Here is a 15,932-nt window from a genome sequence, read left to right as displayed (position 1 = left end):
CGACACCTTGCCGGTTACCTGCAGGTATGGCGGGCGTGGCTGCGCGCCCGGAGCGGCCTCCCGATAGCCTCGTGCCGTCAAACGCGCACGGTCGAAAGAGGGAGAAAGCTGTGGGACGGTCGGTCTTGGTCACCGGGGGCAACCGGGGTATCGGTCTGGCGATCGCCCGGGATCTCGCCGAACAGGGCCACCAGGTCGCCGTCACGCACCGGGGCTCCGGCGCGCCCGAGGGGCTCTTCGGGGTGCAGGCGGACGTCACCGACACCGAGCAGGTCGACGCGGCGTTCAAGCTCGTCGAGGAGCACCAGGGCCCGGTCGAGGTGCTCGTGTCGAACGCCGGCCTGACCGACGACACGCTGCTCATGCGGATGAGCGACGAGCAGTTCGAGCGGGTCATCAACGCCAACCTGACCGGCGCCTACCGGGTCGCGAAGCGGGCCTCGCGCGGCATGCTGCGCGGCAAGTGGGGCCGGTTCGTCTTCATCTCCTCGGTCGTCGGCCTCTCCGGCTCCGCGGGCCAGGCGAACTACGCGGCGAGCAAGGCCGGCCTGGTCGGCTTCGCGCGCTCGCTCGCGCGTGAGCTGGGCTCGCGCAACATCACCTCGAACGTCATCGCGCCCGGCTTCGTGCGCACCGACATGACCGACGAGCTGCCCGAGGAGCGCAAGAAGCAGATCCTCGCGCAGGTGCCCTCCGGCCGGTACGCCGAGCCGTCGGAGATCGCCGCCGCCGTGCGCTACCTGGCTTCGGACGACGCCGGCTACGTCAACGGCGCGGTGCTGCCCGTCGACGGCGGCCTCGGCCTCGGCCACTGACTTCTGCCTTATCCCGAACCAAGACTTGGAGGACCTGTGCCCGGACTGCTCGAAGGCAAGCGCCTGCTGATCACCGGCATCATCACCGACGCCTCGCTCGCCTTCCACGCGGCCAAGATCGCCCAGCAGGAGGGCGCGAAGGTGGTCCTGACCGGCTTCGGCCGCCTGTCGCTGGTCAAGACGATCGCGAAGCGGCTGCCCGAGCCGGCGCCGGTGATCGAGCTGGACGTCACCAACCAGGAGCACCTCGACAGCCTCGCCGACAACGTCCGCGAGCACGTCGACGGCCTCGACGGGGTGCTGCACTCGATCGGGTTCGCCCCGCAGAGCTGCCTCGGCGCGCCGTTCCTGGACGCGCCGGCCGAGGACGTCAAGGTCGCCGTGGACGTCTCGGCGTACTCGTTCATGTCGCTGTCGAAGGCGTGCCTGCCGCTGCTGGGCCGCGGTTCGTCGATCGTCGGCATGGACTTCGACGCCCGCGTCGCGTGGCCGGTCTACAACTGGATGGGCGTCGCGAAGGCCGCGCTCGAGTCGGTGAACCGGTACCTGGCCAAGGAACTGGGCCCGCAGGGCATCCGCGTCAACCTGGTCAGCGCCGGCCCGATGAAGACGATGGCCGCGAAGTCGATCCCGGGCTTCTCGGACCTCGAAGACGGCTGGGGCGACCGCGCGCCGCTCGGCTGGGACAGCTCGGACCCGGACCCGACGGCGAAGAGCGTCTGCGCGCTCCTGTCGGACTGGCTCCCGGCGACCACCGGCTCGATGATCATGGTCGACGGCGGGGTCCACGCCCTCGGCATCTGAGCCTCACACGGTGATCGGCTCGCGGTCGTCGTTCCGCTGGACGGCGACCGCGACCGTGAGGGCGGCGACCGTCGCCGCGCCGAGGAGGATGCCCGTCCACGCGACGCTCGGGAAGCCCAGCCCGGCGCCGATCGCGACGCCGCCCAGCCACGGCCCGATCGTGTTGCCGACGTTGAACGCCGCCGTCGTGCTGGCGCCCACGAGCGTCGACGTGCCGCCGGCGACGGCGTAGGTCCGCACGTTCAGCGCCGGGTTCGCGCCGAACCCGGCGGCCCCGAAGACGAGCACGGCCGCGACGGCGACCGCCGGGTCGGTGGTCAGCGCCAGGACGAGCAGGGACACGAGCGCCAGTCCGATGCAGCCGTAGAGCGTCGCGAACGGGTGCCGGTCGGCCAGCCGCCCACCGGCGGTGATCCCGATGAGCGCGCCGACGCCGAACAGCGCGAGGACGCCCGGGATCCACGCCTGGGGCAGACCGTCCGTCTCGGTCAGCAGGGGAGCGAGATAGCTGAACGCGGCGAAGATCATGGCCTGGCACAACGCGATCACGCCCAGCGCGAGCCACACCCGGCCCCGCCGGTAGAGCCGCAGTTCGGAACGGACGCTCATCCCGCCGCCGGTCGTCTCCGGCACCAGCGCGGCCACTCCGGCCGCCGCCAGCAGGGTCACCGCCGCCACCGCCCAGAACGCCGTCCGCCAGCCCGCGTGCTGGCCGATGAACGTGCCGGCGGGCACCCCGGCGATGTTCGCCACGGTCAGCCCGCCGACCAGCACCGCCATCGCGCGCCCGCGCCGCTCGACGGGGACCAGCGCGATCGTCGTCGCCACGGCGACGGCCCAGAAGCCCGCGCAGGCCAGTGCGGCGACGACCCGGGTCGCGAACAGCAGCGCATATCCGGCGGCGAGCGCGCCCACGACGTGCGCGGCGATGAAGACGGCGAGCAGCACCAGCAGCGTCCCGCGGCGGGGGAGCCGCAGCGTGCCGATGGCCAGCAGCGGCGCGCCGACCACCATGCCGATGGCGAAGGCGGAGATGAGCAGCCCGGCGTCGGGGATGCTCACGCCGAGGTCGGCGGCCATGCCCGGGAGCAGGCCGGTGATCATGAACTCGGACGTGCCCAGCGCGAACACGCTGAGCCCGAGGACGAAGACGGCCAGGGGCACGGGTCCTCCTTGGTTGTGGATCGGTCAGTACAAAACGCGGGCAGCCTCGAACGCTTTCAGGCTGGTGTTCAGGCGACGACGGCGGAGAGCGCGAGGTCGGCGACGGCGTACATGGCCTCACGGCTGGTGTCGCGCCGGGACATCACCTTCAGGCCGGTGACGGTGTTGAGGACGAACTGCGCGACGTCGGCCGGATCCCGGCCGGAGCGCAGGCTGCCGTCGAGCACGCCTTCCCGGGCGCACTCGGTGAGCATCGCCAGGTTCCGCTCGGTGTCGCTGCGCAGGGCAGCACCGATTCCGTCGTCCGGCATGCCCAGCTCGGCGAGGGTGTTCACGACCAGGCAGCCGCGGCGGTTCCGCTCGAGTTCGCTGTCGATGGTCGTGGTGAGCAGGGCCGTGAGCCGTTCGGCGGCCGTGCCCGGCCCCTCGAGGAGGGCCTGCCGGGCTGTGAGCTGGCTGTCCGTGTAGTGCGTCAGCGAGCGCTCGAACAGGGCTTTCTTGCTGGTGAAGGTGTTGTAGACGCTGCTGCGGCCGAGCCCGGTGGCGTCGCACAGGTCCTGCGTCGACGTCGCCTCGTAGCCGTGCGCCCAGAACGCGTGCATCGCGCTCTCGACGGCGGCGGACTCGTCGAACTCCCGTGGCCTGGCCATGGGGACACCGTACCAGGGTTTTGGACTGGTCGATTCATAACGGGGCCGCGTCAGCGTGCGGGGCGCCACAGCGGCAAGATGACCGAGGTGGGATACGACGCGTTGCTGTGGCTTTCGTTCGGCGGTCCGGAGGGGCCTGACGACGTCATGCCGTTCCTGGAGAACGTCACCAAGGGTCGCGGCGTACCGCGCGAGCGGCTCCTGGAGGTCGCCGAGCACTACCGGCACTTCGACGGCGTCTCGCCGATCAACAAGCTGAACCGCGACGCGATCGCCGCGGTCGAGAAGCAGCTCGCGGCCGCCGGTGTCGACCTGCCGGTGCACTTCGGCAACCGCAACTGGCACCCGATGGTCGAGGACACCCTGGCGTCGCTGACCGAGGCCGGCGCCAAGCGGGTTCTCGTGTTCCCCACGAGCGCGTACGGCGGCTACTCGGCGTGCCGCCAGTACGACGAGGACATCGAGCGCGCCCGCGCGGCGGTCGGCGAAGGTGCCCCCGAACTGGTGAAACTGCGCCACTTCTTCGACCACCCGCTGTTCGTCTCGGCGGTCGCCGACGGCGTGCGCGCCGCCCACGCGTCGCTGGGTGACGTGCCGGGCGTCCGCACGGTGTTCACCGCGCATTCGGTGCCGGAGAGCGCGGACCTCGCCGCGGGCCCCCCGGCGGAGGGCGGCCGCCGCTACTCGCGCCAGATCGCCGAAGCGGCGCGGCTCGTCGCGGCCGAGGCGGGCATCGCGGAGTACGACGTCGTGTGGCAGTCGCGGTCCGGCCCGCCGCAGGTGCCGTGGCTGGAGCCGGACATCGTCGACCACATCGACGCGCTGCACGCCGCGGGCGTGCCCGGGGTGGTCGTCTCGCCGATCGGCTTCGTCTCGGACCACCTCGAGGTGATCTGGGACCTGGACAACGAAGCGGCCGAGCGAGCGGCCGAGCACGGAATGGCGTTCGCCCGAGCAGCCACGGCGGGTGCCGACCCCCGGTTCGCGGAGCTGGTGGTGGAACTGATCCGCGAGCACACGCACGAGGCGGCGCCGCGCAAGCTGTCCCCGTTCCCGGCGGGCGGCTGCACGATCAACGGCGCACCCTGCGCGATCGGCTGCTGCGAGCCCGCGAAACGCCCCAGCCGCTGACAAGCGCCCCGATGTGGCTGCTTCGTGGAGAGTTCGCACGGCGAGCGATCCGCACCGCATCGGACAGCGGCTTCAACGCCTACCTGCCGCCGCCGAAGGCCAAGGGATCATGAGTCCCTTGGTCAGCCTTCGCGGGCCGTCTGCTCCGCGAACACCCGCACCGCTTCGTTGACCGCCGCGCAGCGAGCGATCCGCACCGCGTCCGACAGCGGCTTCAGCGCCTGCGCCCGCAGGTTCGACGCCGATGCCGACAGCGCCCCACCCGGGTCGTCCGTCTCCGCGATCGCCAGGATCGCCGAGATCTCCTCCGCACGCTGCAGCACCCGCAGTGACCGCCCCGGCGTTCCCGCCGGCCAGTCGACGTCCGGGCGGGAACGCAGGTGCGCCGTCAGTTCCGCGCGTACCCCCGGCCGGTCCGAAGCCACGTTCAGCGCCTGCAGTGCGCCGGCGCTCGCGCGGATCGCGTCCGTCAGGCCGTGCTCGGCTTCGCCCAGCGCCACGTACTCCGGCGGGGCGGCCAGCGGGACGAGCGAGAACACCGTCCAGCGCATCAGGCCTTCGGCGACCGGTTCCGGTACCAGGCCGAACCCGAGTTCGGGGAGCACCACGGCGTCGCCCGCGCGCAACGCGGCTTCGGTGAACGGCCCGCCGCCGCCGAGTCCGCGGACGTCGCCCGGGACCGGCAGCACGAGCCGCATGCTTTTCGCTCCCTGCGAACGCAGGGCCATGAGCAGCTGCACGGGGGTGGCCGCCCGGTTGAAGGCCAGCGGGAGCTCGAACGCCTCCGCGGCGGGCGCGTCGGCGGCCACGACGTCGTGCGCCTCACCCCACGCGAGCAGGGCGTCGAGCACATCGTCGGACGCGGCGGCTCCGTTGAGCCACGCGCTGGACCAGACGGCGAAGGTCGCACTGGGTCGGCACACGACGCCCTATTTTACCGGGCCGCCCGAACTCCGCCGAGCGCGCCCACGCTGGAGTCGCTCCACATCGACTCCCCGCCGATCCGGCAGTAGCGTCGAACGGGTGAACGTAGTTCCAGACGCTCTTCCCCGCACCGCCGGGGCCCTGCGCGCGGCCGGGTACGAGCCGCGCCCGATCGCCCAAGAGATCCACGACAACCTGCTCACCGCCCTTCGCACCGGTGAAGACGCCTGGCCGGGCATCGTCGGGTTCTCCCGCACCGTGCTGCCGCAGCTCGAACGCGCGCTGCTGGCCGGCCACGACGTCGTCCTGCTCGGCGAACGCGGCCAGGGCAAGACCCGCCTGCTGCGCACCCTCTCCGGGCTCCTCGACGAGTGGACGCCCGTCATCGAGGGCTCCGAGCTGGGTGAGCACCCCCTGCAGCCGATCACGCCCGCGTCGATCCGCCGCGCCGCCGAGCTCGGTGACGAGCTGCCCGTGACCTGGCGCCACCGCTCCGAGCGCTACACCGAGAAGCTGGCGACGCCGGACACCTCGGTCGGCGACCTGATCGGCGACGTCGACCCGGTGAAGGTCGCCGAAGGCCGCAGCCTGGGCGACCCCGAGACCATCCACTTCGGTCTCGTCCCGCGCGCCCACCGCGGCATCGTCGCCATCAACGAGCTGCCCGACCTCGCCGAGCGCATCCAGGTCGCGCTGCTCAACGTGATGGAGGAGCGCGACATCCAGGTCCGCGGCTACACGCTGCGGCTACCCCTGGACGTCCTGCTCGTGGCCACCGCGAACCCCGAGGACTACACCAACCGCGGCCGGATCATCACCCCGCTGAAGGACCGCTTCGGCGCCGAGATTCGCACGCACTACCCGCTGGACGTCGAGTCCGAGGTGGCCGTCGTCCGGCAGGAGGCCCACCTGGTGGCCGAGGTCGGCGAGCCGCTGCTGGAGGTCATCGCCCGGTTCGTCCGGAACCTGCGGGAGTCGCAGGTCATCGACCAGCGCTCCGGCGTTTCGGCGCGGTTCGCGGTCGCGGCGGCGGAGACGGTCGCCGCGGCGGCCCTGCGCCGCTCGGCGCTGACCGGTGAGGAACCCGCCGTGGCCCGGCCGGTCGACCTCGACGCGGTGCCGTCGGTGCTGCGCGGCAAGATCGAGTTCGAGCCGGGCGAGGAAGGCCGCGAGGTCGAGCACCTCGTGCACCTGCTGCGCCGGGCGATCGCCGAGACCGCGCGCGAGCGGTTCGCCGGGCTCGACCTGCGTCCGCTGGCCGACGCGGTCGCCGACGGCCACCTGGTCGCCACGGGCGAGCGCGTGCCGGGCGAGGACGTCCTCAAGGCCCTGCCGGAGCTGCCCGTGCTCCACCAGGTCGCCGAGCGCGCCGGTGTCGGTGCCGACGAGCCCGCCGGCCGGATCGCGGCCGCCGTCGAACTCGCCCTCGAATCGCTGTTCCTGGCGCGACGGCTCGCCAAGGACTCCGACGACACGACGACCGTCTACGGCCGATGACCGCGGTCCCGCTTCCCGACGGCTACTCCTACGGCCCGTGGCACGACGGGCCGGACCCGCTCGCGCCCCCGGCCGACCTGCGGGACGCGCTCGACGAGATCGGCCGCGACGTGATGGCCGGCTCGTCGCCGCGGGCCGCGTTGGAGGAATTGCTCCGGCGCGGCACCGACCGCACCGCGGGCCTGGACGAGCTGACCCGGCGCCTGTGGCAGCAACGGTCCCGCATCCAGCGGCGCAACAACCTCGACGGCACCCTGCGGGAGGTCCAGCGCCTGCTGCAGGAGGCCCTCGACGCCGAGCGGCGCGAGCTGTTCCCCGACCCGGACGACGAAGCCCGCTTCCGCGAAGCCCAGCTGGACGCTCTGCCGCCCGGCACGGCCGCGGCCGTCAACGAGCTGTCCGAGTACGACTGGCGCTCCGAGCAGGGCCGCGAGAACTACCAGAAGATCCGCGACCTGCTCGGCCAGGAGCTGATGGAGTCGCGGTTCCAGGGCATGAAGCAGGCGCTGCAGAACGCCGGGCCCGAGGACGTCGAGCGGATCAACGAGATGCTCGGCGACCTCAACGACCTCCTGGCCGCGCACGCCCAGGGCGCCGAGGACATCCAGGAGCGCTTCGACGCCTTCATGGACAAGCACGGCGAGTTCTTCCCGGAGAACCCGCAGAACGTCGAAGAACTGATCGACGCTCTGGCGGCCCGGTCCGCCGCGGCCCAGCGGATGCTCAACTCGATGTCCGCCGAGCAGCGCGCGGAGCTGGCCGAGCTGACGCAGCAGGCATTCGGCGACCCGCGGCTCGCGCAGCAGCTGTCCAATCTGGACGCCCAGCTGCGCGCGGCGCGGCCGGGTGAGGACTGGACGTCGTCGGAACGCTTCCGCGGCAAGAACCCGCTGGGCATGGGCGAAGGCGCCCAGGCGATGGCGGACCTCGCCGAGCTGGACGCGCTGGCCGAGCAGCTGAGCCAGTCGTACCCCGGGGCGAGCCTGGACGACATCGACCTGGAGGCGCTGGAGCGCCAGCTCGGGAAGGACGCCGGCGTGGACGCGCGGCGACTGTCCGAACTGGAGCGTGAGCTGCGCCGCCAGGGCCTGTTCGAACGCGCCGCCGACGGGACGCTCCGGTTGTCGCCCAAGGCGTTGCGGCGCCTCGGCGAGACGGCGCTGTCGGACATCGTGAACGCGCTGCGCGGCAAGACCGGCGACCGCGAGACCGAGTCCGCGGGCGCGGCGGGGGAGCCGACCGGCGCGTCGCGGCCGTGGCGGTTCGGGGACATGCAGCCCTGGGACGTGCCGCGGACGATCCGCAACGCCGTGCTGCGCACCGTTTCGGTGGGGGAGTCGGCGGTCCGGCTGGACGTCGAGGACGTCGAGGTGGTGGAGACCGAGCACCGCTCCCGTGCCGCGGTGGCGCTGCTGGTCGACACGTCGTGGTCGATGGTGCAGGAAGGCCGGTGGCTGCCGATGAAGCGCACCGCGCTGGCGCTGCACCAGCTGATCAGCACCCGCTTCCGCAACGACGCGCTGCAGCTGATCACCTTCGGCCGCTACGCGACGTCGGTGGAGCTGCCGGAGCTGGTCGGCCTGGAGGGCGCGTGGGAGCAGGGCACCAACGCCCACCACGCGCTGCTGCTGGCCGGCCGGCACCTGCGCCGCCACCCGGACGCCCAGCCGGTGGTCCTGATGGTCACCGACGGCGAGCCGACCGCCCACCTGGAACCGGACGGCGAAGCGGTTTTCGACTACCCACCCCAGCCGCGAACCCTCCACAAGACACTGTCCGAAGTGGACCGCCTGGCCAAGCTGGGCGCCTCGGTGACGGTCTTCCGCCTGGGCGACGACCCCAGACTGACGGCCTTCGTGGACGTCATCGCCCGCCGCTCCGGAGGCCGGGTGGTGGCCCCGGACCTGGACGGCCTGGGCGCGGCGGTGGTCGGCGACTACCTGCGCACCCGTCGCCGCTGACGGTGGTTGGTGGTGCTCCGCGGTCACCGGACGGTGATCTGGTGGCTGCGGGGCCAGCGGGTTGGCTGAAGTTCGGGCGGTGGTTTTGCGTGACCGGTGACCGGTTGCTGCGGCAGTCGTTGAACGGCGCCTGGTGGCTGCGGGGCTGGGCGGGTGTCCGGCGGCAGCTTCGCGTGGCTGGTGACCGGCGCCGCTGGCGGCTGCCCGTGGCTGATGGATGGCGAGTTCGAGGCGACGGTTCCGGAGGTGGCGCGGTGGTTTCGCGCGGTTGTTGACCGGCGCGGCTGACAGCTGCTCGCTGGTGCTCAGCGGTCGCCTAATGGTGCCTGGTGGCTGCGCGGTCAGTGGGCTGATCTGGTGTTGGGCGGTGGTTTCGTGTGGCTGGTGACCGGTCGCTGGAGCTCAGCGGTGGCTGAATGGCGCCTGGTAACTGCGGAGCTGGCGGGCCGGTTTCGGGGGCTATGGGTGCCAGGCCAGTGCTCTGCCACAACCTGATCCGCGCTGCGGCGGCTGGATGACCCGCGGGGGTCGCCCGGACCTGGGTTGGCCTGGGCGCGGGGATGGTCGGTGGTTACCTGCAGAACCGAAGCGCTGTTCGGTGATACTGGGCGATCTCTGAAGGGCGACTTGGCGGTTGTGAGGTCGGCAGACTTCGGCGGATGCGGGCGCCTCGGTATCGCGCGGCTGTTGGCCGGCGCGCCGGCCCGCTGTTCGGTCGTCGTTGCCGCATGGCGAAGTGCGGCTGGTGGGCCGGTTTCGGCGGATGCGGGCGCCCGGGCGCGGCCCGAGGTCGCGAGGAGGCTTCTCCGCGACCGGCGCTGCGGCGGTGGTGGCCGCCTACCTGCGCACCCGGCGCCGCCGACCCGGCTCCGGCAGCTCCGCAAGGTCCTTCGCGGCCTGCCGGGTGTACGGGTGGGCCGGCCCCAGCACCCGCCGGTAGTCGGCGGCGACGGCGGTGAGCGTCTCCCGGCCGGCTGGGCCCTGCGCCAGACCCAGGTTGCGCCGGGCGTTGAGGGTGGCCGTGTGGTCCGGGCCGAGCAGTCTCGTGCGGTCCCGGACCGTGCGTTCGAACAGGCTCATGGCCTCCGCGGACTGCCCGTCCGCCAGCAGCGCCCGGGCCAGGAACAGCCGGATCCGGACGGTTTCGAGATCCTCGGAGCGCTCGGAACCCAGCCGTCGCAGCAGGCGGATCGCGTCGCCGGGACGGCCCGCCTCCTGGTAGGCCACCGCCAGCCACGGCGAATCGGGGGCGTGCAGCGTGATGGCCTCCGCCGCCCGGCCCGCGCGGGCACACGTCCGGGCCAGGTCCTCTCGCGCCGCGAGGGTCGCCGGGTGGCTCGCGCCGTGCACGCGGACGTGCTCCCGCAGGTTCTCCTCGAACACCGGCACGGCCACCCCGGCCAAGTCGGCGGACCGGAGCGTCCGGCCGAAGCTGGCGCGGGAGCGCAGCGTGATGCGGTGGTCCGGGCCGAGGACCCGCGCCGCGTGGTCGAGGTTCGTCTCGTGCACCTTGAGGGCGCGGTCGAGCAGCCCGGCGCCCTCGCAGGCGATGCCCAGGGCCTCACTCGCGTCGAGGGTGGCTTCGGCGTCGGGACCGAGCACCCGCACACGCCGTTCGAGGACGCGCTCGGACAGCGTCACGGCTTCGGTGGCCCGTTCGCTCGCGAGACACGCTCTCCGGAGCGCCCGCACGGCCCGTTCGGTGCCGGGGTGGCGGGGCGGCAGGTAGGCGTCGTGGTCGGCCACCACCTCCCGGCCGAGGGCGCGGGCCTGCGCGAACGCTCCGGCCGCGGTCAGGGCGCGCACCGACCGGCGCCGCAGCCGCATGATTCGCGCCAGCCGCGGTGCCGCCTCCGCCGGGAGCAGCGCGCGGAAGTGCGGCCAGAGCGCGCTCACGTGCCGGGCGAGGCCGGGATCGGAGTCGTCCAGCACGGCGCACGCCCGATCGAGCGCGGCCGCCAGGCGGTCCTCCGCGTGGAGCCGGCCGAGCACGGCCCGCCGGGTCAGGTCGTGCATGGTGACGGTCTCGCCGCCGACGTCGAAGCCGATCAGCGACGCCTCGGCCAGCGCCCCGAGGACGGCGTCCACCGCGACCGGGTCGGGCCCCAGCCGGTGCACCCGGTCCCGCCGGACGCCGGGGGCGAGCAGCGCCAGGAACTCCGCGACGCCGCGGGCCCGCCCGTCGCGGGCCACGACCAGCCGCAGCGCCTCCAGCACGGTGTCCTCGACGCACCCCGGCTCCCGCTCCGGCAGGGAAACCGACGCGTGCGGCAGGCTCTCGACGTAGGACGCGAAGCCGGTGCCCCGCCGCTTGACCACGCCGCTGGCCTGGGCCAGGGCGAGCGGCAAGCAGCCCAGCTCCCGGGCCAGCCCGAGGGCGCCGTCTTCCCGGCCCGACCGCGCGGCCAGGAACTCGGCGGCCTCGGCCTCGTCGAACCCGCTCACCGCGACCGTCCCGCCGAGGACCTCGAAGTCCGGCACGCTCGTCGTGATCAGCACGCGGGCCCGCGCGGGCAGCCACTGGTTGAGCACGTCGGGGTCGGTCGCGCCGTCGACGACCACGACGGGCCGGTCCGCGGCGTCCAGCCACGCCAGCGCGGCGCGCGCGGCCGTCTCGGCGTCGACGACGCAGCCCGCCACGCCGGCCCGCCGGGCCAGTTCGGCGTAGGACAGCACGATGTCCGCCGGGGCGGCGACCCAGACCACAGTGGACGCTTCGGCGGCGGCGCGGGCGTACGCGGCGGCGAGCTGGGTCTTCCCGGCCCCGCACGCGCCGAGCAGGACGCAGAACCCGCCCTCGTCGAAGGCCTCGTCGATCTTCGCCAGGAGCCGGTCACGCCGTACGTACGGTGACGGCTCGGCCGGCACCCGGCCCAGCACGACCTGCGTCCCCGGCGCCCGGTTCCGGCGCGGCCGGACGAGGGCGGCGAGCGCCGTGACCAGGGCCTTCATCGAGCAAGGTTAACCGCGCTCGCGCCCGGGCGACGGCTACGGAAGGGTGACGCTTGACCCTGACGCAGCGTGAGACACCACCGTGGTCTCCGCAAGGGCCACAGGGCCGCAGAGGAGGGGAAACGATGGGGCATCCCGTGGGCAAGGTCGCCGCGCTGGCCGGGGTCACCGTCCGGACGCTGCACCACTACGACGAGATCGGCCTGCTCCGCCCGAGCGGGCGGACGCCGTCGGGGTACCGCAGCTACGACGACGAGGACCTCGACCGGTTGCAGCGCATCCTGTTCTACCGGGAGCTCGGGTTTCCCCTCGAGACGATTGCGACCCTCGTCGACGACCCGGGCATCGACGCCGACGCGCACCTGAAGAGGCAGCGGGAGCTGCTGGTGACGCGGATGGGCGAGCTCGGGCGGATGGTCGCGGCCGTCGATCGTGTGATGGAGGCGAGAGCCATGGGCAACGCGTTGACGCCCGAGGAGAAGTTCGCGGTGTTCGGCGGGTTCACCGAGCCGGACGGTTACGCGGAGGAAGCCGCGCAGCGCTGGGGGAACACCCCCGAGTGGCAGGGCGCGGCGGCACCGTCCAAGGAGGACCTGGCGGCGGGCGAGGCGGTCCGGCAGGACTGGGTGGGCCGGCTGAACGCGGTCCTCGACGCCGGAGGCGCGCCGGACGGCGCCGAGGCGATGGACCTGGCCGAGGAGCACCGGGCGATGCTGGGCCGGGTGATGGGGGAGTGCTCGTACGAGACGCAGGCGCGGATCGGTGAGCTGTACGTCACCGAACCGGTCCAGCTGGGCTTCCTCGTCCGCGAGGACGAGCAGCGGCCGGGCGCCGGCGCGTTCGTCCGCGACGCCATCAGGGCGAACGCGGCGCGGCGGGGCTAGCACTGCCCCAGGTGGGGGACCTGTCCCACCGGGCGGGAGGGTGGCGGAGCGAACGCTTACAGTCGAGGGTATGCAGACTTGGTCATCGGTCGACGTGCCCCGCATCCCCGGCACCCCCCGCCCGCTGCGGCTCCACGACACGGCCACCGGGCAGGTCCGCCCGACCGCGCCCGGCGCCACCGCCCGGATGTACGTCTGCGGCATCACGCCCTACGACGCGACACACCTGGGGCACGCCGCGACGTACCTCGCCTTCGACCTGGTGAACCGAATCTGGCGGGACAACGGGCACGACGTCCACTACGTGCAGAACGTCACGGACATCGACGAGCCGCTGCTGGAGCGAGCCCAGCGGGACCAGGACGACTGGGTCGTGCTGGGCATGCGCGAGACGGCGCTGTTCCGCGAGGACATGACCGCGCTGCGCGTCCTGCCGCCGAAGCAGTTCGTCGGCGCGGTGGAGAGCATCCCGGAGATCGTCGAGGTGATCGCGAAGCTGCTGGCCAACGGCAGCGCGTACCGGGCCGACGACGCCGAGTACCCGGACGTGTACTTCGACCACACCGCGACCGGCCGGTTCGGCTACGAGTCCAACTACGACGAGCCGACCATGAACAAGTTCTTCGCCGAGCGCGGCGGCGACCCCGACCGCGCCGGCAAGCGCCACCCGCTGGACGCGCTGCTGTGGCGGGTCGCCCGCGAGGGTGAGCCGTCGTGGGAGTCCGAGCTCGGCGCGGGCCGCCCGGGCTGGCACATCGAGTGCAGCGCGATCGCCGTCAACCGCCTCGGCCTCGGCTTCGACCTCCAGGGCGGCGGCTCCGACCTGATCTTCCCGCACCACGAGTACAGCGCGGCGCACGCCGAGGCCGTGGCCAAGGACGGCCAGTTCGCCCGCCACTACGTCCACGCGGGCATGATCGGCCTCGACGGCGAGAAGATGTCGAAGTCCCGCGGGAACCTGGTGTTCGTCTCGCGGCTGCGCGCCGACCAGGTCGACCCGGGCGCGATCCGGCTCGCTCTGTTCGCCGGTCACTACCGCGCCGACCGCGCGTGGACGGACTCCCTGCTGGCCGACGCCGAGACGCGGCTGGCGCGCTGGCGCGAGGCCGTCTCGCTGGCGACCGGCCCGTCCGCCGAGGACACGATCACGCGGCTGCGCGACCACCTCTCCGACGACCTCGACACGCCGAAGGCCCTCGCGGCGATCGACGCGTGGGCGAACGAGGCCCTCCGCCGTGACGGCACCGACCCGACGGCCCCGGGCCTGATCCGCATCGCGGTCGACGCCCTCCTGGGCATCACACTCTGAAAAGCCGTGAATGTCGCATTGAGGGACTCAGAGTCCCTCAATGCGACATTCACGGACGGTGTATAACGACCTATACCGCGGCGGGGTGGCCGGCGGCTAGGGCCAGGTGGTCGCCGGTCCAGTCGCGGCGCAGCCAGCGGTCGTGGGACGCGATGACGACCGCGCCCGGGGCCGTGTCCAGGGCGGCGAACAGCTCTTCCGCCAGGGTCAGCGAAATGTGGTTCGTCGGCTCGTCCAGCAGCAGCACGTCCGGCGGCTCGGCGAGCAGTACCGCCAGCGCCAGCCGGCGGCGCTGGCCCACCGAAAGCGCTCCGACGGGTTGCTTCAGGTCGCGGGACGCCAGCAGGCCCAGGCGGCTCAGCGGGGGAGCCTCCTCGCCGAGCGCGTCCCGGTACACCTGGTGCGCCGACCGCGCCGGGTCCGGGAACACGACGTCCTGCTCCAGCAGGCCGACCCGCACCCCGTGTCCGAAGTGGACCGTCCCGCCCGCGGGGGACAACCGTCCCGCGAGGACGGACAGGAGCGTCGACTTCCCGGCACCGTTCCCGCCGGTGACGAGCAGTCGGGCCGAGCCGTCGACGTCGAGCCGCGGCAGGTGCAGCCGGCCCGGGACTTCCAGCTCCCGCACCGAGATCGCCGGGCCGTCGCCCGCCGAACGGCCGGTGAGCGGCGCCCGGAACCGCAGGGGCGCCGGGGGTTTGCGCACCTGGTCGCGCTCCAGGTTCTCGAGCCGCTGCTCGGCGTCGCGCACCCGCCGCGAGATCGTCTTCTGGACGCGGGCGCCCTTGAAGTGGTGGATGAACTTGTCGTTGTCCCGCGGCGCCCGGCCGTAGGCGACGTTCCGCGCGGTGACGGCGACCGTCTCGCGCAGTTCCTTCAGCTCCTCCTGTTCTTCGGCGAAGCGCTGTTCCCAGCGGGCGCGCTCGGCCTTCTTGTGCCCGAGGTAGTCGCTGTAGCTGCCGCCGTACCGGACCGCGCCGCCGGCCTGGCGGTCGGCCGCGGCCGGGTCGAGGTCGACGATGTCCGTGCACACCGCGTCGAGGAAGACTCGGTCGTGCGAGGACAGCACGACGATCCCGGTCAGCTCCGCGAGGTGGCGTTCCAGGAACTCCATCCCGGCGTCGTCGAGGTGGTTGGTCGGCTCGTCCAGCAGCAGGGTCTCCGGACGCCGGATCAGCAGCGCGGCCAGCCCGAGCCGGGAGCGCTGCCCGCCGGACATCGTGCCCAGCGGCCGGTCCGGCTCGATCCCGCCGAGGCCCAGCCCGTCGCAGACGAGCTTCGCGCGGCGGTCGGCGTCCCAGAGGTCGTGGGCCTGCGCCCACTCCAGGACCCGGCCGTACTCGTCGAGCACGGCCGCGTCGTCGGGCCGTTCGGTCATCGCCGTGGTCAGCTCGTCGAGCCGGATGGTGGCGGCGCGGATCTCGGCGAGCGCGCCGTCGACGACGTCGGCGAACGTCGCGTCCAGCGGAAACGGCAGCTCCTGCAGCAGGAACCCGACGTCCGGGCCGCGAAGCACCTCGCCGGAGCGGGGTTCTTCGAGCCCGGCGAGCAGGCGCAGCAGGGTGGACTTGCCGGTGCCGTTCTCGCCGACCAGGCCGAGGCGCTGCCCGGCGGACGCGGTCAGCGAGACGCCGTCGAGCACCACGCGGGTGCCGTAGCCGAAGACGACGTCCTTGGCCTGCAAGGGGAAAACGAGACTAGACATGCGCGATCACCGGGCCCGGATGAGAAGAAGCGGAAATCCCGCCGGGCGTCGTGGCACGCGGGAGCGTCGGCTCGACCGGGTGCCGCCTCGGAAGCGGGATGGGCGCGGTTCAGTTCCTCATAGTGGAGCCAGGTTA

The 15,932-nt window shown here is 73.0% G+C and carries 13 protein-coding genes; 8 read left to right on the top strand and 5 right to left on the bottom strand.

Features of this window, described 5'->3' with window-relative positions; translation table 11 throughout:
• Positions 1 to 110 precede the first annotated feature (110 nt).
• Positions 111 to 815: a beta-ketoacyl-ACP reductase gene (locus VA596_RS17595; RefSeq protein ID WP_323328402.1), complete on the top strand. Its 705-nt coding sequence runs from the start codon at positions 111 to 113 to the stop codon at positions 813 to 815.
• 36 nt (positions 816 to 851) lie between these two features.
• Positions 852 to 1,619 carry an enoyl-ACP reductase FabI gene (fabI, locus tag VA596_RS17590; RefSeq protein WP_323328400.1) on the top strand — a complete coding sequence of 256 codons (768 nt, stop codon included), beginning with the start codon at positions 852 to 854 and terminating at the stop codon, positions 1,617 to 1,619.
• A gap of 3 nt (positions 1,620 to 1,622) precedes the next feature.
• On the opposite strand, the gene VA596_RS17585 is transcribed toward fabI, so the two are convergent.
• Positions 1,623 to 2,783, bottom strand: coding sequence for a Cmx/CmrA family chloramphenicol efflux MFS transporter (locus VA596_RS17585; protein ID WP_323328398.1), 1,161 nt, complete (start codon positions 2,781 to 2,783; stop codon positions 1,623 to 1,625).
• Positions 2,784 to 2,851: 68 nt separating this feature from the next.
• The gene (locus tag VA596_RS17580; RefSeq protein ID WP_323328395.1) at positions 2,852 to 3,433 is read right to left on the bottom strand and encodes a TetR/AcrR family transcriptional regulator; all 582 of its coding nucleotides are present in this window, start codon (positions 3,431 to 3,433) and stop codon (positions 2,852 to 2,854) included.
• Between the two features lie 87 nt (positions 3,434 to 3,520).
• Here VA596_RS17580 and VA596_RS17575 point away from each other — a divergent pair, with 87 nt between their 5' ends.
• Positions 3,521 to 4,564 (top strand): ferrochelatase, encoded by a 1,044-nt coding sequence (locus VA596_RS17575; protein WP_323328878.1) that lies wholly within the window; start codon positions 3,521 to 3,523, stop codon positions 4,562 to 4,564.
• Between the two features lie 122 nt (positions 4,565 to 4,686).
• On the opposite strand, the gene VA596_RS17570 is transcribed toward VA596_RS17575, so the two are convergent.
• Positions 4,687 to 5,487, bottom strand: a complete 801-nt coding sequence (locus VA596_RS17570; RefSeq protein WP_323328394.1) for a hypothetical protein — start codon at positions 5,485 to 5,487, stop codon at positions 4,687 to 4,689.
• A gap of 100 nt (positions 5,488 to 5,587) precedes the next feature.
• On the opposite strand from VA596_RS17570, the gene VA596_RS17565 reads away from it, so the two are divergent.
• The 3 genes from VA596_RS17565 (at position 5,588) to VA596_RS17555 (ending at position 9,234) form a co-directional block, all read left to right on the top strand.
• Positions 5,588 to 6,985, top strand: coding sequence for an ATP-binding protein (locus VA596_RS17565; RefSeq protein ID WP_323328392.1), 1,398 nt, complete (start codon positions 5,588 to 5,590; stop codon positions 6,983 to 6,985).
• On the top strand, positions 6,982 to 8,946 hold the full coding sequence (locus VA596_RS17560; RefSeq protein ID WP_323328390.1) for a vWA domain-containing protein: 1,965 nt from the start codon (positions 6,982 to 6,984) through the stop codon (positions 8,944 to 8,946). Before VA596_RS17565 ends, VA596_RS17560 begins: the two co-directional genes overlap by 4 nt.
• A 153-nt stretch (positions 8,947 to 9,099) precedes the next feature.
• Complete coding sequence (locus tag VA596_RS17555) at positions 9,100 to 9,234, top strand: hypothetical protein (RefSeq protein WP_323328388.1); 135 nt, start codon at positions 9,100 to 9,102, stop codon at positions 9,232 to 9,234.
• Positions 9,235 to 9,783: 549 nt separating this feature from the next.
• On the opposite strand, the gene VA596_RS17550 is transcribed toward VA596_RS17555, so the two are convergent.
• A complete protein-coding gene (locus tag VA596_RS17550) occupies positions 9,784 to 11,898 on the bottom strand; it encodes a tetratricopeptide repeat protein (RefSeq protein ID WP_323328386.1) in 2,115 nt (704 codons plus the stop codon).
• Positions 11,899 to 12,023: 125 nt separating this feature from the next.
• Between VA596_RS17550 and VA596_RS17545 the strand changes: the two genes are divergently transcribed.
• Positions 12,024 to 12,782 carry a MerR family transcriptional regulator gene (locus VA596_RS17545; RefSeq protein ID WP_323328384.1) on the top strand — a complete coding sequence of 253 codons (759 nt, stop codon included), beginning with the start codon at positions 12,024 to 12,026 and terminating at the stop codon, positions 12,780 to 12,782.
• Between the two features lie 70 nt (positions 12,783 to 12,852).
• Positions 12,853 to 14,091: a cysteine--1-D-myo-inosityl 2-amino-2-deoxy-alpha-D-glucopyranoside ligase gene (mshC, locus tag VA596_RS17540; protein ID WP_323328382.1), complete on the top strand. Its 1,239-nt coding sequence runs from the start codon at positions 12,853 to 12,855 to the stop codon at positions 14,089 to 14,091.
• 70 nt (positions 14,092 to 14,161) lie between these two features.
• Here the strand turns inward: mshC and VA596_RS17535 are convergent, their stop codons facing one another.
• A complete protein-coding gene (locus tag VA596_RS17535) occupies positions 14,162 to 15,796 on the bottom strand; it encodes an ABC-F family ATP-binding cassette domain-containing protein (protein WP_323328380.1) in 1,635 nt (544 codons plus the stop codon).
• Between the last annotated feature and the right edge of the window lie 136 nt (positions 15,797 to 15,932).

It is taken from the genome of Amycolatopsis heterodermiae (assembly GCF_034929455.1).
Lineage (GTDB): Bacteria > Actinomycetota > Actinomycetes > Mycobacteriales > Pseudonocardiaceae > Amycolatopsis > Amycolatopsis heterodermiae.
Note: the sequence above shows the minus strand (reverse complement) of the source record. Positions and strands in the feature narration are given on the sequence as shown.